Raw genomic sequence first — 21,303 nt, 5'->3', positions numbered from 1 at the left:
GTGCCGCTTTGTTAATTTCTATAACACTGTGAAGCCGCACCGCAGTTTGAACGGCGATACGCCGTTTGAGGTCTTGCAGGCTTATTTTTCTCAATCTGTGGTGTAAACAACGCAACGTTTTCCTACACTTACGCTTTATTTTGATAACTTTGATAACAAAGGCTTTTTATGAACCATTTGGGTTTCCCCATTGAAACCGTCGCCGTTTTCGTGATTTTGTCTGTGGGTGCGATTGCCATCGATTTATTCGCCCATAGGGACAACAAACCGATGTCGCTGAAAAGTGCCGCGATATGGTCGCTGTTTTGGGTATTGATATCGATTTTGTTCGGCACATTTTTATGGGTTCATCACGGCAGTGAAGCCGCCAGCCTGTTCTTTACCGGCTATGCTTTGGAAAAAGTATTGTCCGTAGATAATCTGTTTTTAATGATGGCGGTTTTTGCTTGGTTTAAAGTGCCTGAAGGCCTGCGCCACCGCGTTTTATACTGGGGGATTATCGGTGCGATTATTTTCCGCATGATTTTTGTCGCCATCGGCACCGGACTGTTGGCATTGGGACCGATTGTGGAGGTGGTTTTCGCCGTCATTGTCGGCTATACCGCCGTTATGATGCTGCGTCGGGATGAAGAGGAGGGCGAAGAAGATGCCGATTATTCCGAACATTTGGCATATCGTGCAGTCCATCGCTTTTTCCCTGTGTTTCCCCGTCTTTACGGCAGCCATTTTTTCTTAAAAGGCGAGGAGTTGAAAAAAGCGCATGAGCAATATCCCGAGGTGCGGCTTGAGCTGGCGGGTGAAGACCTCAAGCATCCTGAAAATAACCATCCTCAGAAAATGCGTAAAGGGCAGTTGGTCGCAACGCCGCTGTTTTTATGTTTGGCAGTGATTGAGTTGTCGGACGTGATGTTCGCGTTTGACAGCGTACCTGCGGTGATTGCCGTATCTAAAGAACCGTTGATTGTTTACAGTGCCATGATGTTTGCCATTTTGGGCTTGCGTACGCTTTATTTCGTATTGGAAGCATTGAAAGGCTATTTGGTTCATTTGGAAAAAGCAGTGGTCGTGTTGCTGTTTTTCATCGCTGCCAAGCTGGGATTGTCGGCTAGCAATCATATGTTCCATCACGGATGGGACATTTCGCCCAATACGTCTTTGCTGGTTGTATTGGTTGTGCTGACCTGCGGGGTTGCCGCTTCCTTCATTTTCCCTGATAAGAAAAATAAAGGTAAAGCTGATTCGTGACCCGCTTCGTTCAGTAAAACGGAACAGTAGGATTTGCGACCTCTGAAAAACACTTCAGGCAGCCGGAAAGTCATTTCTCCGGCTGCCTGAAGTGTTTTGATGCTTTTTAAGCTTCCATCCGTTCTGCGCACTTCATTTTCGCATCAATCCAAGCGTCACCGCCGGGCTGTACGATTTTTGAAACCAGTTTATCCAAATCATTTAGATAGTTGGTTGCATTCGGGCTGTTAATCACCACCACCACGATCATGGGTTTGTCTCCCAGCCAATATCCGGCGAGGGCGCGTACATCTTTGAGCGTGCCCGTTTTCAGGCGCAGGGCAGGGCCTGCCTGTTTGAGGCGGTATTTCAGCGTACCGTCTTTGCCGGCAATGGGTAAGGTATCGATGAAGTCTTGTTTGAACGGGCTGAAATAGGCTTTTTCCAGCATTTGCGCCAACATATTGGCGCTGACACGTTCACGGCGGGATAGGCCCGAACCGTTTTCCAAGACCAAGTTTTCCGTATTCACGCCCGCGGTAGCCAATTCACGCTTTACGGCTGAAGAGGCTTGCTGCAAGGCGGAGTTGCCGGAATGCTCGCCTCCCAATTTCAGGAATACGGAGCGCGCAATCAGATTATTCGAATATTTGTTCATGTCCGTCAAAATGGCAGACATGGGTTTGGATTGGTGTACCGCCAGCGTTTTGGCATGAGGCGGCACGGATGCTGCCCTGATGCCGTCGGTAATTTCTCCGCCTGAGTAACGCCATTGGTTGATAAAGCTCTTTTGTACAAATTCACGCATGTTCAACATGTTGACGTACATTTCATTGCCCAAACACGATTCCGGAACTTTGCCGGAAACATGCAATACGCCGCCTTTGTAGTTTGCGCGCATATGGTTTTGCAAGGCTTTGCAGGATGCGTTTGATGGTGTGACGTTGATTTTGTTGTCGATTTTAATGTCGGGGAGGGGCGGGTTGGTCACAAGATCCACACCGCCCATGTCATTGCGTTCCGGTTTGACCGATACGACTTTGTAAGCCAGCATATGCGGGTCGGGCGGCGTCATAAATAGAGAGCCGACATCGGATTCGAAATCGCTCGGATTTTGAATATCTCCCCATAAATGGCGGTCGAGTACCAAGCCGCCGGTGATTTTGCGTATGCCTTTATCGCGCAATTGCTGCTGCATCCCGACCAAGCCTTCTTGGTCGAAAACAGGGTCTCCGCTGCCGACCCAGTAAATATCGCCTTGCAAGGTATCGCCTTGAATCGTGCCGTCGCTTTTAAATTGGGTTGTCCAGCGGTAATCGCCGCCCAAGGCTTTAAATGCGGCAAACGCTGTAACCAGCTTCATGGTTGATGCGGGGTTGACCGGCACATTCGAACGGTGGTCGACTAAGACGTTTCCACTGTCCAATTCTTGAACATACACGGAAATTTCGTCTTGAGGGATGCGGCCGAAATCGATGGCAAATGCCGGCAAAGAGAGGATGGACAGCCATAAAAGAGCGGCTGTTTGTCTTAACTTCATGATAGTTCTGAAAAACACATAAAGCATAATTATAAAGCAAGGTCGTCTGAAAAACGAGGATGGCTGCCTGACGGATGAAAAAGTTGTTTCTTATGGATAAAATGTGTCGCTATTTCGTTCCGTGCAGACAATCGGCGCTTAGGGCGAACTATGATAAAATCTGTTTTTAAAACAATATAAAAGGAATACATTATGCGACTGCTCCATACGATGTTGCGCGTTGGCAACCTCGAAAAATCTTTGGACTTCTATCAAAATGTTTTAGGCATGTCTTTGCTGCGCCGCCACGATTATCCCGAAGGACGTTTTACTTTGGCGTTTGTCGGTTATGGTAATGAAGCCGAAAATACTGTACTGGAATTGACGCACAACTGGGATACGGAAAGCTACGATATCGGCAATGCTTACGGTCATATCGCAGTGGAAGTGGATGATGCGTATGAGGCTTGCGAACGGGTCAGACAAAAAGGCGGCAAAGTTGTGCGCGAGGCAGGACCGATGATGCACGGCACGACCGTTATTGCTTTTGTGGAAGATCCTGACGGTTATAAAATTGAATTTATCCAAAAAAACAGCGGCAATGATTCGGTAAAATACTGATTTTCCAATCGTCTGATAAAAGGTCGTCTGAAAACCCTTCTCAATCGGGTTTTCAGACGACCTTTTTATTTTAATAGCCTTAATTTATTCCGCAGGCGGCATTTGGGCAACGGTTTCCTGCGCCCATGCCATGGTTTTGGCAAAGGCGGGGCGGGCGAGATGTTTGGCGGCGTAGCGTTGCAATACATCGGTTTCATCGGCAGGCAATACTTTAAAGTTTTGCGTTAAGAGCAGAATCAGCCCGGAATAGTACAAATCCAGCGCGGTAAAGCTGTTGCCGATAATGTAGTCGCGGTTTTTCAAGTATTCGCGCAAGGTGTTCCATGCGGTATCAAAATCGCCGTAACCGATTTGGCGGCGGCGCTCGGGCGTATCGACAGGCAGGTTGTGCAATTTGTTGAAGGCCGCGTATTCGAGGTGCAGAGACAGGCACATCCAGCGGTAGTATTCGCCGCGTTCCAACGTGTCTGCGGCAGGGATGAGGTGTTTGTCGGGGAACTGTTCTGCTAAAAAGGTAATGATGGCAAGTGATTCGGTCAATACGGTATCGCCGAATTTGAGCGCGGGAACCCGCCCTTGGGGATTGATGGCAAGATATTCGGCGGACTGAATCTGTGCGCCGAATTGGATGGGGACGACGGTGTATTCCGCGCCGCATTCTTTCAGCATCCATACGACGTATGTGCCGCGTGAAAAGGGATGGGTGTAGAGCGTGATGTTTTGCATGTCTTTTCCTTTTGCGTTGTGAATGTTTTTGGCGAAACCTGCACAGTAGGTTTCAGACGACCTTTTGGTTCTAATAATCTTGATTTATGCCACTGGCGGCATTTGGGCGGCGGTTTCCAGCATCCATGCCGTGGTTTCGGCGAAAGCGGGGCGGGCGAGATGTTTGGCGGCGTAGCGTTGCAATACGTCGGTTTCATCGGCGGGCAGCACTTTCCAATTTTGCGTTAAGTGCAGAATCAGAGCGGAGCAGTACAAATCCATCGCGGTAAAGCTGTTACCGACGATATAGTCGCGGTTTTTCAAGTGTTCGCGCAATGTGTTCCATGCGGTATCGAAATCGCCGTAACCGATTTGGCGGCGGCATTCGGGCGTATCGACAGGCAGGTTGTGCAGTTTGTTGAAGGCTGCGTATTCGAGGTGCATCAATATGCACATCCAGCGGTAGTATTCGCCGCGCTCCAACGTACCTGCGGCGGGGATGAGGTGTTTGTCGGGGAACTGTTCCGCCAAAAAGGTAATGATGGCGGTCGATTCGGTCAGTACGGCATCACCGAATTTGAGCGCGGGGACTTGCCCTTGGGGATTGATGGCGAGATATTCGGCGGATTTCATTTGCGTGCCGAACTGGACGGGTACGACGGTGTATTCCGCGCCGCATTCTTTCAGCATCCATACGACGTATCTGCCGCGTGAAAAGGGATGGGTGTAGAGCGTGATATTGTGCATGTCTTTTCCTTTTGCGCGATGAATGGTTTTGGCAAAACCCATACGGCGGGTTTTCAGACGACCTCATCAATAGGCGATACTTTTTGCCGCTTCGTTCAAACCGTTTTCCAAAGATTCCAGCATGGCGGTATAGCCGTCGCCTTGTTGCGGGGTGGTGATGTCAAACGGTTTGTTGCGTCCGTCCGGCCATAAGGCGTAGCCGCTGACGGTGGTTTGCCCCTGATAGCTGCCTTGGAAAGCTTCGATATAGATTTTCAGGGTTTGGCTGCTTTGGCTGCGCGAGGCGGGAACGAAAGTATGGCGCGGGTTGAGGCGGTTGAGTTTGTTGCTGAGGTTTGCCGCCAACGCGCCGTCGAGCGGTGCCGCCCAAAGGTGGTTCTTCGCCAAATTCACATGATATGCGTCGGTTTGGTAAACGAGGCCGCCGTTGGCGAGCGGTTCGGCAAGGTTGACTTTGACCGCGATTTCGCTGCCTTGCGCCGCCGGCCGGATGTATTGGCTGTCGGGCAGGACGAAATATTGCGGGCTTTGCGCGGTGCCGCAGGCGGCAAGCGTCAGGGCGGCGGCAATCGGGAAGAGGCGCATTATCGGCTTCCTTTCGGGATGGGGTCTTTGCTGCTGCTGTTAAAAATCAGCGCGTTGGGTTTTTCTTTCAAAGTATTAATGACGGGCTGTACGTCTCTGAGGGTTTTGTCCAAACTTTGCAGGGTATTTTGCACGTCGCCGTAGATGGGCGATTGCGGCGATACGCCTTGCAGGGTCTGGCGCAATTCTTTCAGGGTTTGGTTCAGCTCGTTGGGGATGTTTTGCGTTTGCGGTTTGCCGACCAGTTTGTCGATAGAACTTAGGGCAGCATTGGCAGATTTGAGGGTGGATTTGAGTTCGGCAAGCGAACCGTTCAACCCTGCAACGGTTTTATCCAACGGCAGATTGTTGAATTTCTCGAGCAAATCCGCCACTTTTGCCTGCAAATCGTCCAAACCGCCGCCTTGTGTGGCAATGACGGTATCGCCTGCGTAAACGGTGTGCGGTCGCAGCTTGGGCGAAGACGAAGGCTGATCGTTCAACTCGATCATTTTGCTGCCGGTCAGCAGATTGTTGCTGGAGATGGTGGCGGTCAGACCTTTGCCCAAAGCCGCTTGGAATTGTTGTTTCCAGTGTTCTTTGCTTTGTTCGTCGGCATTGATTTCCATGCGCGACGGCTCGATGCGGATGCGCACGGGAATCCAGCCGTTTTCAAACAGATGCAGGCTGTCGTTGCGGTCGAAATAGGGAACGTCGGAAACCACGCCCACATTCAGCCCTTTATATTCGACGGGCGAACCTGCGGTCAGACCGCGCACGGATTGTTTGAAAAACGCGGTGTAGTACAACGAACGGTTATCGGGCAGGTTCGCCACTTCGCTGCGGCTGTCGTAAAGCGTGAAACTGTCTTCGCTCTTCACATTTTTGCTGTTTTTGGTTTTCGGAGAATCAAACGAGATCGCGCCGGAAAGCAACGCGGGCAGAGGAGCGGAATTGAGTTTCACGCCGCTGCCTGTGGTTTCGATATTGATGCCGCTCTCCAGCCAGAAGCGGCTTTCCGAATTAATCAGTTTGTCGTTCGGACTTTGGATGAAGATGGTGTAATGCACGGTTTGGTCGGCAGGCTCGAAATGCGCACTTTCTACCTGTCCGACCATAAAGTTTTCATAAAGCACCGGGCTGCTGACGTTGAGGATTTTGTCGTTTTGACCGACCAGCTTCAGGCGCAGGCCGCTTTGTCCGATGGCGGCAATCGGCGGGATGTCCTGTACTTCAAATACGTCCTTCGTTTCATTGCTTTTGCCGGGCGTAAACGCGATATACGAGCCGGACAGGAGCGTGCTCAAACCGGTTACGCCGCTTTGGTCGATACGCGGTTTCACCACCCAAAACTGCGTATCGCTGCGGATGAGGTCTTTCGCATCAGCATTGAGTTGGGCAGTGACTTCCACGCCTTTTTGGTCGTCGCGCAGCTTGATGCGGGTAACGTGTCCGACATCGACGTTCAATACTTTAATCACCGTGTTGTTGACTTCAATGCCTTCCGCACTGTCCATCAAAAGCGTGACGACCGGACCTCGGTTGCGGATGTCTTTCACCAGCAGCCAGCCGCCTGCAATCAGCGCAATCAGCGGAATCAGCCACACGATAGACGTGAAGACATTGGTTTTTTTGACACGCGCGGGTGCGCGATGCGTTTGAGAAGAATCGTGTTTTTTCATTGTTTCTGGTTATCGTCGGAATCGGGGTCGTCTGAAAGCTGCTGCTGCCTGTCCCAAATCAGGCGGGGGTCGAAATAATAGGCAGACAGCATGGTCAATACCACCACCAGGCAGAAATAAACCGCCGCCCCGCCGGGGACGACGCGTGCCATGTTGGTGTGGAACGAACTCATCAAAATAATAATCACAAAAATATCAATCATCGACCAGCGGCCGATGGATTCGGTAATCCGATAAAGCACCGACATTTTAGGCGCGCTCATCGGCGGTTTGAAATAAGCAGACGCAATCAAAACCGCCATCGCGATAATCTTCAATACCGGCACCAAAATACTCGCGCTGAAAATAATCACCGCAATCAGCCTGTCGCCGTCGTTCCACATATACACAATGCCGTTGAAAATCGTATTGACTTCCAGCGCGGTAGGGTTCGACGAAATCATAATCGGCAGAATATTTGCAGGGAAATACAGGATAAACGCCGCAATCAAAAACGCCAGCGAAATGCTCAGGCTTTTCGGGCGGCGGCGGTATAAATCCGCACCACAAACCTCACAAGGCTGCTCGTCTTTATCGCGGAAATACAGGCAGCGGCTGCAACAGGTTTTGTCGTCGGATGCCGTTTGCACCGCATCCCCACCCATCAGTCTGTGGATTTTATAATAAACCCAATGCTGCGGAATCGAGACTGAAGTCCGAATCAGCATGACTGACAGCGCAAACATCAAATAAAACGCCGAGCCGAATTCTACCGCCGCCACGGACGAGAGCTTGATATACGCCACCAAAGTGGAAATAAAAAACACATCCACCATAATCGCATGGCGCAGCCTGACCAAAACTCGCGTCGCAAACCGCAGCGCAGGATACGCCCGCTCGCGCACCAGCGCCGTATAAACATAGAGGCAAAGCAGTAAAAACAATACCGGCGCGCCAAAAGTCAGGACGAACATCACTTCCGCCAGAAAGCCGTAATCCTGATAAATCAAAAGCCGCATCATTTCCGGCAGCGACAGGACGGATGTTACGCCGAAGAGTTGCACGCGGATATAAACCATGCTGTACGCAAACGCCATCAAAATCAGCGAAGTGGTCGCGTAAGCCAGCGGTGCAACATAAGGATTGTTTTCCACCTCGACCACTTCATGATTGCACACCGGACAATGCGCCTCCTGCCCCTGCCGCAGGCGCGGAATATCCATGCGGTTGCCGCAGTCCGGGCAATCCACCGTATGCGCCGGCAGCGATGCGTCGGGCAGGTAGGATTTATAACGCCACCAGCGCGTATAGCTAGGAATCGGTTTCATGGAGGAGGGAAGAGGTCAAAGAGGCAGGTATTATAAAGGAAAACATAGGGATAGCCCAAATTGCTTACATATGAGGGAGATAGTGTCTGGAAAACGAATTATGACTATATAAATAGTATTGTTTGTAATCAAATTGAGATCGTCTGAAACGCTTTTAGACGACCTTTTGTCATATTTGTTGCAAATATGTAGAAACAACAGGTTTATGTAAATAATAGCAAGTTAAATTCTTGCTAATGTAATAGAAATGATATATATTCCTAAATTGTTTTATAATATGACAATCTTCGTTTGTTCGTCTGTACGAGTCAATGTCGAAGTATCTTAATCTCTATTTCCAAACACAGATTTTTCATCAGTTAATTTTTTATTGATTCAGGGCGGTCTTCATTTGAGGTCGTCTGAAAAACCGCTGAGCGGGTTTCATCAAAACATTCATTGAATTTTGTAGATTATCAAAGGATATTCACATGAGCGAAACACAAGAGCTGACTTTTGCCAAACGTCTGAAAGAGCAAACCACCACCGTTCACGACAGCGTGGACAACTTGGTGATGTCTGTCGAGCCGTTTACCAACAAAGAGAACTACATCAAATTTTTGAAACTGCAATCCGTGTTCCACAAAGCGGTTGATCATATCTATAAAGACACCGAGTTGAACAAAGCCATTCCTGAGCTGGAATATATGGCGCGTTATGATGCGGTAACGCAAGACCTGGCGGATTTGGGCGACAAACCCTACGAATACGGCAAACCGCTGCCGCATGAAACCGGCAACAAAGCCATCGGTTGGCTGTATTGCGCCGAAGGTTCCAATTTGGGCGCAGCATTTTTGTTTAAACACGCGCAAAAGCTGGATTACAACGGAGAACACGGCGCGCGCCACCTCGCCCCTCATCCGAACGGCCGCGGCAAACATTGGCGTGCTTTTGTCGAGCATTTGAATACTTTGGGTTTAAGCCCCGAAGCCGAAGCCGAGGCGATTCAGGGCGCAAAAGATGCGTTTGCGTTCTACAAAGTTGTTCTGCGTGAAACCTTCGGCCTGCCTGAAGGTGCGGAAGCTCCGGAAGGCTTTGTTCCACACCGTCATTAATGGTTTGACGATATAAGTAGAGGTCGTCTGAAACACATCTGTATACGCGGATTCATAAATTCTGTTTTCAGACGACCTTCATGCTGATGTAAGTTTACTACCGTTTGGTTATCCGCATTTGCGGTATATTTTAATTGGTTTGTTGTAAATAATTATCAAATATTTTATCATCATCATTCCAAAATACCATTATCACATTCAGGAGTTTTACCATGAAGGAATCATTTAAATTAAGTATGTTGGCGATTGCTTGCAGCATCGCATTGAGTGCATGCGGCTCAAGCGGTGGTGGTACGCCGTCTGCACAGCCTGCACCGACCCCGCAACAGCCGGGCAATAATTCTGGCTCGGGCGGAGGAGGTGATTCAAAACAAACTGAAGACGCTAAGAAAGCCGAAGAAGCCAAGAAAGCCGAAGAAGCTAAGAAAGCTGAAGAAGCCAAGAAAGCCGAAGAAGCCAAGAAAGCCGAAGAAGCCAAGAAAGCCGAAGAAGCCAAGAAAGCCGAAGAAGCTAAGAAGGCCGAAGAAGCCAAGAAGGCTGAAGAAGCCAAGAAAGCTGAAGATGCTAAGAAAGCCAATGAGGCCAATTCAGGTCAAGGTTTTGGCGGCGAAAGCAAAGTAATGAGCAAGGCTTTGGATGGCGGTGTCTTGGTAGCGAAAAAGCGTGAAACCGGCGATTTGGAATATGCCAAAACCGAAGCTCCGACTGCTTCGGATAAAAACAGCGTCGTACTTGATGGTGTCGCCATTAATACCAAAGACGTTAAGGCAGGTGAGTTCACGTTGGGCGAAAGAAGTACGAACGGCGGTAAAGCTGATGCAGCACAATATGCGATACACAGCGGCGACCTGCTGCCTGACGTTCGTTACGGCGGTGTTGCCGATGTAACCAACCTGCGTGATTTCAAACAAGCTTTATTTGTACAAGGTACTCCTGCCGGAAGCGATACTGTTGCCGCTCAAAAAGGCGAAGCCACTTATAAAGGTATCGGTTTGCATTTTGCAAACGGATTGCCGGTCAATACCAGCCTGTTAAACGAGCTTCCTGATACAAGTGCCGAGTCTAAATTGGCAAACCTGTATTCTGCCGCCAGAGCAACCGATGTTACCGCAAAAGTCAATTTCGACCAAAAAACCATCAATGTCGGCATCAACCGCTATTCCGATCAAACGGTTGGCGGTGGTAGCGGTGGCAACAGGATTGCAGGTGTCGTCAAATCCAATGCGCGCGATATGGCGGAAAATCTGTCTTTCAATGGCGATTTGCACGGCAACACCTTCTCCAACAAGCAAGGTACGATGCAAGGCGGATTCTTTGGCGCGAAGGCAGACCAACTTGCCGGTACATATAGTGCGGCAGGCAAAAACCAACGTGATGAAGACGTAGTGGCGCGCGGTGTGTTTGGTGCAAAACGCCAAGATGCAGCAGCTCAAGCAGGCGGACAGCCTGATGCGCCGGTTGCCAAACCTGATGCGCCCGTAACCAAACCTAAAGATGATGCCGCCGCAGCCGAATTGAAAAAAGGTGAAACAGGCGAGCAATACGTCTTATCGAATATCGCGGACTTGACCAAAGTCGTCATCAACGGTACGGCAATCGCGCTGGCACCTGTTACCAACAAGCTCCATCAAACTGAATTGGGTTCGGACTACAAATCGTTTGTTGCTTCAAGCAATTTGAGCAATGTTGTCTTCGGTGCGGCAAAACTTGCCGATAATGCCTACTCCTTGTTTGTTCAAGGGGTAATGAGTGCCTCTCTGCCATCCGGTACGGCTAAATACGCAGGCGAGGTGTTGAATTTCCGTGCCCGCAACTTGGATAATAAGGAAAACTGGGTGGGTGATACAGGAGGCTACCGTACCACCGGTTCGTTTACCGCCGATGTCGATTTCGATGCCAAAACCATCGCAGGTAAAATCAATAGTGGCGACAGATGGTACATGAATGAACAAGCCTTTACTGCCGGTATTTCAGGCAGCAACTTTAACGGCAAATGGACTTCCGGTGTCGAAGGTTCTATATCCGGCGGATTCTACGGCGACAAGGCAGCCGAAATGGCAGGGCGTTACAGTTACAATAAGACACCAGGCGACAACGGTTCTTTGAGTAATAATGCCTTCGGTGTATTCGGCGGTAAAAAACAATAACCTTCTGTTTAAGCTGAAAACAAACCGCCTGAAAGGGCGGTTTGTTTTTGAGTGGGTAGGATTTTCAGATGACCTAAGACTTTTAGAGTAAGTTTGGAGAAAAAGGGATGCAAGATATTTTCCCAAAACAGGGAAGAGGTCGTCTGAAAACTGCATACCCATTCTGTTGTAAAAAATTCTTTTTGCATAGTCATTTCATCCCTAATTTGCTTCACTTGTCCGAACTCAATATAAATTCCGTCCTATATCCGCTATAATCGCAAATCGATTATCCAATGTATAAGACAGGAAAATTCATGTCCCAAAGCCGTTTCAACCAAACCGGCCCCAAAATCGGTCTGAGCGTGCGCCTTGCGGAAACGCAGGCGGAAATTGAAGCAGCACAACGCTTGCGTTATCAGGTATTCGCCCAAGAACTGGGTGCAGAAATCGAAAGCGACGATGGTCGCGATGTCGATCCTTACGACGAACATTGCCACCACCTTTTGGCTTTTGACGACGCAACCGGAGACGTCATCGGCTGCTACCGCCTGATTACTGAAGAAACCGCCAAAAAAGTCGGCGGCTGGTATAGCGAACACGAATTTGACCTGTCCCCTTTGAAAGACATTTTGCCGCAAACCGTCGAACTCGGCCGCGCCTGCACCCACCCCGACTACCGCAACGGCGGATTGGTCATGCTTTTGTGGTCGGGTTTGGTCAAATTCATGAAAGACGAAAACCTGCGCTTTATGATAGGCTGCGGCAGCATTGATATGCACGACGGCGGCAGCGATGCGGCAGGTCTGTATCATGCCCTGAAATCCAAATACCTCGCGCCTGAAAAATGGTGCGTCAAACCGCTCAATCCGCTCAAGTGGGACGAAATCACCCCGTCGGACAAACCGGATGTTCCGCCGCTGATTAAAGGTTACCTCAACGCAGGCGCATGGTTTTGCGGCGAGCCTTGTGTCGATGAAGCGTTCAACTGCGCCGACGTGCTTATCATGATGGACATTACCCGTCTGGCAGATCGTTACCTTCAGCGTTTTGCCCCCAGACTATAAAGACTAAAAGGTCGTCTGAAAACCTTTTCAGACGACCTCAACTATTGTGAAATCAACGATTTTTAGCAATTCCACCCTATACCAATATACACACACCACAACCTTATGATTGCCAAACTGCGTTTTACCTTCCGCCTGCTCTGTATCGGCATCTGCCTGCTTTACGGTATGGCGGAAATGTTCTTCCTGTTTCCCTTTTACAGCAAACGGCGCAAATTGCGTGCCATCCAAATTTGGTCGCTGCGCGTCCTCGCTTCATGCGGCATGAAGCTGGAAACCTTCGGTACGTTGCCTCAGGAAGGGCAGGCACAGTTGTTAATCAGCAACCATATCTCTTGGTTGGACATCATGGCGGTCAACGGCGCATTCCCGGGCAGATTTGTGGCTAAAGACGATGTTGCCAAATGGCCGGTAGTCGGCTATCTCGCCACACAGGCGCAAACCGTGTACGTTTCACGCAATAAAGGCACTAAAGGCAATACCGCCAAAATCGCTACCGTAACCGAAGCCCTCAAAAACGGCGATACCGTGACTATTTTTCCTGAAGGGACGAGTACGGAAGGTTATGAAATCCTCCCGTTCAAACCCAGCTTTTTCCAAACTGCCTACGATGCAGGCATTCCCATTATCCCCATGCTCTGCCGCTACCCCAATCCTGACGGCACCAGTCCGAACCTTCAGGCGGCTTATGTGGACGATACCAGCCTGTGGCAATCCATCTGCATGATTATCAGCCAGCCTTCCAGCAAGGTGGAGCTGCATTTTCTGGAGCCGGTTCCTGCCAAAGAAGACCGCTACGAAACGGCGCTGGAAATACACGGCATCTTGAGCCGAGAATTAAAAAAATTGGGCTGACAGGTCCAAACAAACGAAAATAACTTCAAACCGCTATCCGAACCGTTTCATCAAACCAAACAATAGGAGAAGCCAAATGGAAGAAACATTCGTCCAAACGCTGACCATCGCCGGCTCGGATTCCGGCGGCGGGGCGGGGATACAGGCGGATTTGAAGACGTTTCAGATGCGCGGCGTGTTCGGCACCAGCGTGCTGACCGCCGTGACCGCGCAAAATACGCTCGGCGTATCGGCGGTGCATCTGGTTCCGACCGACATCATCACTGCTCAAATCGAGGCCGTCCGCGCCGATTTTGAAATCCGCGCCTATAAAATCGGGATGCTGGGTACGGCTCAAGTGATTGAATGTGTTTCTGAAAATCTGAAAAAATGCCGTTTCGGCAAGCGCGTCCTCGATCCGGTGATGATTGCCAAAGGCGGTGCGCCGCTGTTGCAGGATTCCGCCGTCGAAGCGATGAAACGCCTGCTGTTGCCCGATACGGACATTCTGACGCCGAACCTGCCTGAAGCGGAAGCCTTGACGGGCGTGCGCATTGAAAGCCGCCAAGATGCGGAACGCGCCGCCAAAATCCTGCAAGATTGCGGCGTGAAAAACGTGGTGATTAAAGGCGGGCATTTGGGCGACAGCCGCAGCGAATACTGCACCGACTGGCTGTTTACGCCGGATGAAGTGTTTGAATTTACCGACCGCCGCTTCCCGACGGCGCATACGCACGGTACGGGCTGTACGTTCTCCGCCTGTATCGCCGCCGAGCTGGCAAAAGGTTTCGAAACACTCGAAGCCGTGCAAACCGCCAAAAAATACATTACCGAAGCGATTCGCAACCCTTTGAATATCGGCGCGGGACACGGTCCGGTCAATCATTGGGCGTATCGGGATTGAATAAGGTCGTCTGAAACGGAAATTTCAGACGACCTCTTGCTATATTTATCAGTCAAATTTGTTTACAATATTGGGCAAACCAACTTCAACTTCGCGGAAGAGACATCATGCAAGTTACATCAAAATGGATAGACGGAATGTGCTTTGTCGGCACGACCGAAAACGGACACAGCGTCGTCATGGAAGGCGCGGCGGCGGAAGGGCAGGCGAAACGCGGCCCCAGCCCGATGGAAATGCTGCTTTTGGGCGTGGCGGGCTGTTCCAGCATCGATGTCGTAATGATTGCCGAGAAACAGCGTCAAAAGGTGGTGGACTGCCAAGCGACGGTTACCGCGAAGCGCGCCGACGATGCCCCGCGCGTGTTCACCGAAATCCACATCCATTTTAAAGTCATCGGACACAATTTGACCGAATCCGCCATCGAGCGCGCCGTGCAGATGTCCGCCGAGAAATATTGTTCCGCCTCGATTATGCTGGGCAAGGCGGCGAAAATCACCCACAGTTTTGAAACCGTCGAAGCAGAGTAATTTTTCAGACGACCCCTCGTATCCTTGGGGTCGTCTGAAAAGCGTTTATAGGCGGAATACTGTTTAAGCGTGAATAAAGACCGCCCGACAAAAAAGCAGATATATTCACGCTACACCATGAATATATCTGCTTGCTTATTGTGGATTCTCTCTCTATCAGCCTTCATAACTTGGCCTTGTGAGGATATTGTGCAAGCTTCACTAGAGATTGTCAACAATTTTTAATTATATCTTAATCAGATTTTGTGCTATATCGAAATGGAATCAAGCAAAAAGCGATAAGGGGCGGGTTGCTGCCGTTGCAAAATTTCTGTTATTTCAAACGATATGACACGCCAGACTATGAGGAGAGCTTAAATAATGAATACCGATAACGATACCCTCCATGCGCCTACCCCTTCTTCCATGATGCCCGCAGGCAGGCATGATTCGGAGCTGTTCCGCGTTTACGCCCTGATTTTGGACGGCATTACCGACCATGTTTTGCTGCCCGGCAAAAAACTGACCGAATCCGAGCTTTGCCGCCAGATGGTCTGCTCGCGTAACACCGTGCGCGGCGCGCTGTCCTTGTTGGCACACGACAAAATCGTCGATTTGCAGCCCAATCGCGGCGCGTTCGTCCATGTTCCCGATTTGAAGGAAATGCAGGACGTGTTCAACGCACGTATCGAAATGGAAAGCATGATTTTGAACCTCCTGTCCGATATGCCCGATTTGGAAACCCGCCTCCAGCCGCTCTACGCCATGATCGAGCGTGAAGAACAGGCGTCCGACAGCGGCGACCGCGTGGGTTGGAACCGCCTGTCCAACGCCTTCCACGTCGAACTCGCGCGCCTGATCGATAACCACGTCTTGTTCGACATCATGAATACCCTGTGCGCCCGCTCTTCGCTCATCGTCGCCGTCTTCGATGCGCAGCGTAATGAAAAACGCGCCATCAATCCCCACACCCATTCCGAACACCGCGAAATCCTCGACTTGCTGGTCAACGGCAAACGCAACCGCGTCGTCAAAGTCATGCGTAAACACTTAAGCGCGTGCGTGGAGCGTTTGGAACGTAAATACGAAGCGGAATAATCCAAATCCAGCAAAAAGGTCGTCTGAAAACCGGATTCAGGTTTTCAGACGACCTTTGGTTTTGGTAAAAGCCAAATCGACGGCTGCCTTTTCCTGCTTCGGGCAAAAGGCGTACAATCCGAATTCAAACGAACCGGAACGAATGGAAACGAATCCAGATGAAACCGAAAATACAGAGACACGAACATATCCTCACGCTCGTGCGCGAGCAACATTTCATGACGGTCGAGCAGCTTGCGGAAGCCTTGGATGTTACCCCGCAGACCATACGCCGCGACATACAGGAATTGAGCGAAAGCGGTCAGTTGAAGCGTTACCACGGCGGCGCGTCGGTCGGCGATATTTCCGGCAGCGCGGCGCAAGGCAAGCGCAATCATTGCCAAAATGAAAAAAACGCCATCGCCCGCCTGATTGCCGCCCACATTCCCGACAATTCGTCGCTGTTTATCAGCATAGGCACGACGATGGAAGCCGTTGCCGCAGAGTTGGTCAAGCAGCGCAAAAACTTGCGGATTATCACCAACAATATTTACGTTGCCTCCATCACGTCCGCGCGCACCGACTACACCGTCATCATCACCTCCGGCGTCGTGCGCCCATTGGACGGCGGGATTACGGGCGTGGCGACGGTTGATTTTATCAATCAGTTTAAAGTCGATTATGCCGTCATGAGTACGCACGGCGTGGAAAGCGACGGCTCGCTTTTGGACTATGACTATAAAGAAGTCAGCGTCATGCAGGCGATGATGACCAATGCGCGGGTCAGGTATTTGGGCGTGGACCACAGCAAATTCAACAGCAACGCCTTGGTCAGACTGGGCGACGTCGGCTCGTTTGACAAAGTATTTACCGACCGCGTACCAGAAGCCGCCATGCAGAAGGTTTTGGGCGATGCGGGCGTAGAATGGCTGGTTGCCGAACCTGTGCAGCTTTGATTTCGGGGGTTACAAAAGGTTAATGAAATTCGGGTACAATGGGGAAGCGTTTTCAGATGGCTGCTATTGGATGGGTAGGTCGTCTGAAAACTAAGCATCCATCCATGAATGTTTTTTTATTTAGAAGAACAGTTTTGAAAAGTCATCAAGATGAATTTCCCCCGTATTAGCGAAAGAACATTTGCCGGCCTATCATTGGCTGGCAGTATCATTATTATCATCACGACCTCGATATGGTTCAGTCAGGCAATACCCGATCGCTTCGAGCTTACATTGATTGCCGGTATGTTGATGCTTGGCTCGGCGAATCTGGTTTATGTCTTGTTTTCCCATCGTTTGCGACCTGCTACTGTGGCGGGCAGCGTGTGGATAACAACCATACTTTGGTTGTTGTTTATGATGGCGGTAGACAGTGCTGACAGTCATAATGACCCTTACTCCCCTAATTACGATCATCACGGATCAGCTTTTTTGTGGCTAGGATTGCCTGTATTTTATGTTGGTTCGCTGATTGCTTCCATTATCGCCACCGCAGCCCGCCCCAAGCTGCTCTCTTTGGAAAAATCCTCGCTTCAAGCATTTTGGGCGTCCATGCGCTGGTCTTTTATCGGCACTACCGGTTTGCTTTGGATTTTTTACCCAATCGCAATTTTGGTTATTTTGGGTATTGTTCTGTTGATTAACCTGCTGGTCAATTTGATCGATTCCTCAACCGCATTCAAACGTCCGGAAGACAATGCTTCCGACCATTCCAATCTTTCATCCGATTCGTAATTGTCCATACAGAGGTCGTCTGAAACGGTTTTCAGACGACCTCTGTACCCCGTATTGACTGTAAAGCCGTCCTGTTTTCAGGTAAAATCGGCACGACATCATATTTTCAGATAGCTCTCGACCATGCTCAACAAAGACCAATTCGCGGACAACCATTTCATCCGCACCATCATCGAAGAAGACCTCAAAAGCGGCAAACACGAAGCCATCCAAACCCGCTTCCCGCCCGAACCCAACGGCTACCTGCACATCGGCCACGCCAAATCCATCTGCCTGAACTTCGGTTTGGCGTATATTTACGACGGCTTGTGCAACCTGCGTTTCGACGATACCAACCCCGAAAAAGAAAACGACGAATACGTCAACGCCATCAAAGAAGACGTCGAGTGGCTCGGTTTCCATTGGGCGGGCGAGCCGCGTTTCGCTTCCAACTATTTCGACCAGCTTTACGACTACGCCGTCGGTTTAATCAAAGACGGCAAAGCGTATGTCGATGATTTGACGCCCGAAGAAATGCGCGAATATCGCGGTACGCTGACCGAAGCGGGCAAAAACAGCCCTTACCGCGACCGCAGCGTCGAAGAAAACCTCGACCTGTTCACACGCATGAAAAACGGCGAATTCCCCGACGGCAGCAAAACCCTGCGCCTGAAAATCGACATGGCTTCGGGCAACATCAATATGCGCGATCCGGTCATCTACCGCATCCGCCGCGCCCATCACCACAACACCGGCGACAAATGGTGCATCTACCCGATGTACGACTACACGCATTGCATTTCCGACGCCATCGAAGGCATCACGCATTCCTTGTGTACGCTCGAATTTGAAGCCCACCGCCCGCTTTACGACTGGGTGTTGGACAACATCCCTGCGCCGCACGCTACCCGCCCGCGCCAATACGAGTTTTCCCGTTTGGAGCTTCTGTATTCCATCACCTCCAAGCGCAAGCTGAACCAACTGGTTTCAGAAGGCCACGTTTCCGGCTGGGACGACCCGCGTATGCCCACCATTTCCGGTATGCGCCGCCGCGGCTACACGCCCGAAGGCCTGCGCCTGTTTGCCAAACGCGCCGGTATTTCCAAATCTGAAAACATCGTCGATATGAGCGTGTTGGAAGGCGCGATTCGCGAAGAGCTGGAAAACTCCGCTCCGCGCCTGATGGCGGTCTTGAACCCGCTCAAAGTGACCCTGACCAACTTTGAAGCCGGCAAAACCCAAAGCCGCCGCGCCGCGTTCCACCCCAATCACGAAGAAATGGGCGAGCGCGAAATCCCTGTGTCCCAAACCATTTACATCGAAGCAGACGACTTTGCCGAAAATCCGCCCAAAGGCTTCAAACGCCTGACACTCGGCGGCGAAGTACGCCTGCGCCACGGCTATGTGATCAAATGCGATGAAGTAGTAAAAGATGCGGCAGGCAATGTGGTTGAACTCAAATGCAGCATCGACCACGACACCTTGGGCAAAAATCCCGAAGGCAGAAAAGTCAAAGGCGTGATTCACTGGGTTTCCGCCAAACACGCTGCCGAAATCAAAGTCCGCCTGTACGACCGCCTCTTTACCGTTGAGCGTCCCGATGCCGTGCACGGCGAAGACGGCAACTATCTGCCGTTTACCGATTTCCTCAACCCCGAGTCCGTCAAAGAAATCACCGCCTACGCCGAACCCGCAGCCAAAAACCTGCCCGCCGAAAGCCGTTGGCAGTTTGAGCGACTGGGCTATTTCGTGACCGACCGCAAAGACCACCGCCCCGAGCAGCCCGTGTTCAACCGCACGGTCACGCTGAAAGACTCTTGGCAGCCCAAGTAATCTGTTGGCAACAGCCATATTGGAAGGTCGTCTGAAAACTTGGAATCTGGTTTTCAGACGACCTTTGTTGATAAAGGAATGAGATGGAACGTTATTCTGTACATTTGAAACTGCTGGGGATGGCAGTATTGTGGGGTGCGTCTTGGCCGATGGGGCGGATGCTGGGTCAGTCGCTGCCGCCGCTGACGGGCGGGGCGGTTCGGTTTGTATTGGCTTCGGTTTTGTTGCTGGGCTGGTTGTTTGCGCGCAGCAGGTTTGCGACTTTGGCGGCTTTGTCGGCGCGGCAATGGCTGGGATTGACGGTGGCTGCTTCCGTCGGGGTGTGCGGCTATGCGGTGTTTTTCATGCTGGGTTTGCAGGCAATGCCGGCGGGTAAGGCGGCGGTAGTCGTGGCGATGAATCCCGTGCTGACGCTTCTGCTGGCGGCTTGGCTTTTCGGCGAACGGTTAAACGCGAAGATTTTGGCGGGTATGCTGCTGGCGGTCTGTGGTGCGATAACGGCGGTAACGCAAGGGCAGCCGTTGACGGTATTGTCGGGCGGCATCAAGGCGGGGGAGTGGCTGATTTTCGGCTGCGTGGTCTGCTGGGCGGCTTATACCTTAATCGGGCGTGCGGTTTTGCGCGGGATAGACGCGTTGACGGTAACGGCGGCAACGTCGTTCATCGGCGCGCTGATGTTGTCGGTGGTGGCGTTGTGGACGGACGGACTGCCGTTTGAGGCAATGGCGGCGATGGATGCACGCGGTTGGACGGCATTGGCGTGGCTGGTCATCGGCGCGACGGTATTGGCCTACGCGTGGTATTTCGAAGGCGTGAAGACTTTGGGTGCAGGCAGCGCGGCGGCGTATATTACGTTGGTGCCGATTTTCGGTATGCTCAGCTCGGCGTGGGTTTTGGGCGAACCTTTGCATATTTCGCTGATTACGGGCTGCGCGGCAGCGGTCGGCGGCATGACACTGATGCGGTACGGGCAGAAGGTCGTCTGAAAGATTCAAGAGAGGATAAGTTCCTTATCAAACGATGGATGCTCTGTCAGTGTTATAGAAACTCAATCCAGTAGTCTCGGTGTGGTTCGATAATGACCGGTTTGCACCAGAAATATTTGAGGTATCCCAAATTGGCGGGCGTTACGGGGCGGTTGTTCATATTGAATTTTTCAGCACTTTCCCTAGTCAGGAAACATTTGACGGATACATAATGTTTACCGTCTGATTCTCTTTGAATGCCTTCGAAACCGATTCTGTCTCCCACCTTAAACTCTTTGGTAATGAGTCGTCCGAGAAAATAAACGGTTTTGTTTTTCATCAACTCGTAGGCTTTCGCATTTTCTATTTCGGCATTTGTTGCTGCAAACATAATGCAAAAGCTGTCGATAAGGTCTTTCAGGGGCTGCAAATCGTCTTTGGAAAAGATAATGTCCGATGTATCAAGTCCGGATATAACAAGGTTTACATAATAGGGTTGCCAGATAACCGCATCAAGAGACATGCCTAAAGGGATGGTTTGCGCTTTGTAGCCGGTGATTTCAAACTTTCTCCTTTCTTTTTCATATGCCTCTGTTGAAGCAAAGACATGAAGGTTCTCCACTTTCCTGAACGGCCTTTTTTTTACGAAAGCAATGACAGGCCTGTCCAGTCGTTCGAATAAATTGAGGTTGTAGTATTCAATAGGAATTTTTTGCATTGAGACCTTTCTTTTCTATGTTTCGTGGTTTTATTCTAACATATCGCTAAAGCGGCTGTTCCGTTTGCGATAACGTTGTCTGTCGGCTTGTAAACTTGTTT

21 protein-coding genes and 1 pseudogene are annotated in these 21,303 nt (G+C 50.7%); 14 read left to right on the top strand and 8 right to left on the bottom strand.

Features of this window, described 5'->3' with window-relative positions; all coding sequences use genetic code 11:
• Positions 1–106 (top strand): annotated as a pseudogene (locus AAG834_RS08215) (IS481 family transposase); the annotation flags it as partial.
• Between the two features lie 62 nt (positions 107–168).
• Complete coding sequence (locus tag AAG834_RS08210) at positions 169–1,245, top strand: TerC/Alx family metal homeostasis membrane protein (protein ID WP_070514554.1); 1,077 nt, start codon at positions 169–171, stop codon at positions 1,243–1,245.
• A 106-nt stretch (positions 1,246–1,351) separates the two neighbouring features.
• On the opposite strand, the gene dacB is transcribed toward AAG834_RS08210, so the two are convergent.
• Positions 1,352–2,791, bottom strand: coding sequence for a D-alanyl-D-alanine carboxypeptidase/D-alanyl-D-alanine endopeptidase (dacB, locus tag AAG834_RS08205; RefSeq protein ID WP_070514553.1), 1,440 nt, complete (start codon positions 2,789–2,791; stop codon positions 1,352–1,354).
• A gap of 165 nt (positions 2,792–2,956) precedes the next feature.
• On the opposite strand from dacB, the gene gloA reads away from it, so the two are divergent.
• Positions 2,957–3,364 carry a lactoylglutathione lyase gene (gloA, locus tag AAG834_RS08200; protein ID WP_003756006.1) on the top strand — a complete coding sequence of 136 codons (408 nt, stop codon included), beginning with the start codon at positions 2,957–2,959 and terminating at the stop codon, positions 3,362–3,364.
• A gap of 84 nt (positions 3,365–3,448) precedes the next feature.
• Here gloA and AAG834_RS08195 read toward each other — a convergent pair whose 3' ends face one another.
• From AAG834_RS08195 to AAG834_RS08175, 5 genes are all read right to left on the bottom strand, one after another.
• Positions 3,449–4,090, bottom strand: a complete 642-nt coding sequence (locus AAG834_RS08195; RefSeq protein WP_342031837.1) for a glutathione S-transferase family protein — start codon at positions 4,088–4,090, stop codon at positions 3,449–3,451.
• Between the two features lie 84 nt (positions 4,091–4,174).
• Entirely contained in the window at positions 4,175–4,816 is a 642-nt protein-coding gene (locus AAG834_RS08190) for a glutathione S-transferase family protein (RefSeq protein WP_070514558.1), read from the bottom strand.
• 66 nt (positions 4,817–4,882) lie between these two features.
• Complete coding sequence (locus AAG834_RS08185) at positions 4,883–5,401, bottom strand: PqiC family protein (protein WP_016687781.1); 519 nt, start codon at positions 5,399–5,401, stop codon at positions 4,883–4,885.
• A complete protein-coding gene (gene pqiB / locus AAG834_RS08180; RefSeq protein ID WP_049226142.1) occupies positions 5,401–7,062 on the bottom strand; it encodes an intermembrane transport protein PqiB in 1,662 nt (553 codons plus the stop codon). The genes AAG834_RS08185 and pqiB overlap by 1 nt, the downstream gene beginning before the upstream one ends.
• Complete coding sequence (locus AAG834_RS08175) at positions 7,059–8,369, bottom strand: paraquat-inducible protein A (RefSeq protein ID WP_070514551.1); 1,311 nt, start codon at positions 8,367–8,369, stop codon at positions 7,059–7,061. Before AAG834_RS08175 ends, pqiB begins: the two co-directional genes overlap by 4 nt.
• 470 nt (positions 8,370–8,839) lie before the next feature.
• Between AAG834_RS08175 and AAG834_RS08170 the strand changes: the two genes are divergently transcribed.
• Positions 8,840–9,463 (top strand): biliverdin-producing heme oxygenase, encoded by a 624-nt coding sequence (locus AAG834_RS08170; protein ID WP_342031836.1) that lies wholly within the window; start codon positions 8,840–8,842, stop codon positions 9,461–9,463.
• Between the two features lie 212 nt (positions 9,464–9,675).
• Positions 9,676–11,610 (top strand): transferrin-binding protein-like solute binding protein, encoded by a 1,935-nt coding sequence (locus AAG834_RS08165; protein WP_342031835.1) that lies wholly within the window; start codon positions 9,676–9,678, stop codon positions 11,608–11,610.
• Positions 11,611–11,618: 8 nt separating this feature from the next.
• Here AAG834_RS08165 and AAG834_RS08160 read toward each other — a convergent pair whose 3' ends face one another.
• On the bottom strand, positions 11,619–11,798 hold the full coding sequence (locus AAG834_RS08160) for a hypothetical protein (RefSeq protein WP_141745761.1): 180 nt from the start codon (positions 11,796–11,798) through the stop codon (positions 11,619–11,621).
• A gap of 108 nt (positions 11,799–11,906) precedes the next feature.
• Between AAG834_RS08160 and AAG834_RS08155 the strand changes: the two genes are divergently transcribed.
• From AAG834_RS08155 to AAG834_RS08115, 9 genes are all read left to right on the top strand, one after another.
• Positions 11,907–12,656, top strand: a complete 750-nt coding sequence (locus AAG834_RS08155) for a GNAT family N-acetyltransferase (RefSeq protein WP_070514548.1) — start codon at positions 11,907–11,909, stop codon at positions 12,654–12,656.
• Between the two features lie 105 nt (positions 12,657–12,761).
• Positions 12,762–13,511 (top strand): lysophospholipid acyltransferase family protein, encoded by a 750-nt coding sequence (locus tag AAG834_RS08150; protein ID WP_342031834.1) that lies wholly within the window; start codon positions 12,762–12,764, stop codon positions 13,509–13,511.
• A 76-nt stretch (positions 13,512–13,587) separates the two neighbouring features.
• On the top strand, positions 13,588–14,394 hold the full coding sequence (gene thiD / locus AAG834_RS08145) for a bifunctional hydroxymethylpyrimidine kinase/phosphomethylpyrimidine kinase (RefSeq protein WP_342031833.1): 807 nt from the start codon (positions 13,588–13,590) through the stop codon (positions 14,392–14,394).
• A gap of 107 nt (positions 14,395–14,501) precedes the next feature.
• Complete coding sequence (locus AAG834_RS08140) at positions 14,502–14,921, top strand: OsmC family protein (protein WP_003741038.1); 420 nt, start codon at positions 14,502–14,504, stop codon at positions 14,919–14,921.
• A 360-nt stretch (positions 14,922–15,281) separates the two neighbouring features.
• Positions 15,282–15,998, top strand: coding sequence for a GntR family transcriptional regulator (locus AAG834_RS08135; RefSeq protein ID WP_342031832.1), 717 nt, complete (start codon positions 15,282–15,284; stop codon positions 15,996–15,998).
• A 158-nt stretch (positions 15,999–16,156) separates the two neighbouring features.
• The gene (locus AAG834_RS08130) at positions 16,157–16,933 is read left to right on the top strand and encodes a DeoR/GlpR family DNA-binding transcription regulator (protein ID WP_342031831.1); all 777 of its coding nucleotides are present in this window, start codon (positions 16,157–16,159) and stop codon (positions 16,931–16,933) included.
• A gap of 150 nt (positions 16,934–17,083) precedes the next feature.
• The gene (locus tag AAG834_RS08125) at positions 17,084–17,707 is read left to right on the top strand and encodes a hypothetical protein (RefSeq protein ID WP_342031830.1); all 624 of its coding nucleotides are present in this window, start codon (positions 17,084–17,086) and stop codon (positions 17,705–17,707) included.
• Between the two features lie 123 nt (positions 17,708–17,830).
• Entirely contained in the window at positions 17,831–19,519 is a 1,689-nt protein-coding gene (locus AAG834_RS08120; protein WP_342031829.1) for a glutamine--tRNA ligase/YqeY domain fusion protein, read from the top strand.
• An 83-nt stretch (positions 19,520–19,602) separates the two neighbouring features.
• A complete protein-coding gene (locus AAG834_RS08115; RefSeq protein WP_342031828.1) occupies positions 19,603–20,505 on the top strand; it encodes a DMT family transporter in 903 nt (300 codons plus the stop codon).
• A gap of 52 nt (positions 20,506–20,557) precedes the next feature.
• Here AAG834_RS08115 and AAG834_RS08110 read toward each other — a convergent pair whose 3' ends face one another.
• Positions 20,558–21,202, bottom strand: a complete 645-nt coding sequence (locus tag AAG834_RS08110) for a hypothetical protein (RefSeq protein WP_342031827.1) — start codon at positions 21,200–21,202, stop codon at positions 20,558–20,560.
• Positions 21,203–21,303 lie beyond the last annotated feature (101 nt).

The sequence above is a fragment of the Neisseria sp. Marseille-Q2251 genome (assembly GCF_940793045.1).
Lineage (GTDB): Bacteria > Pseudomonadota > Gammaproteobacteria > Burkholderiales > Neisseriaceae > Neisseria.
This window is presented reverse-complemented; position numbering and strand designations above follow the sequence as displayed.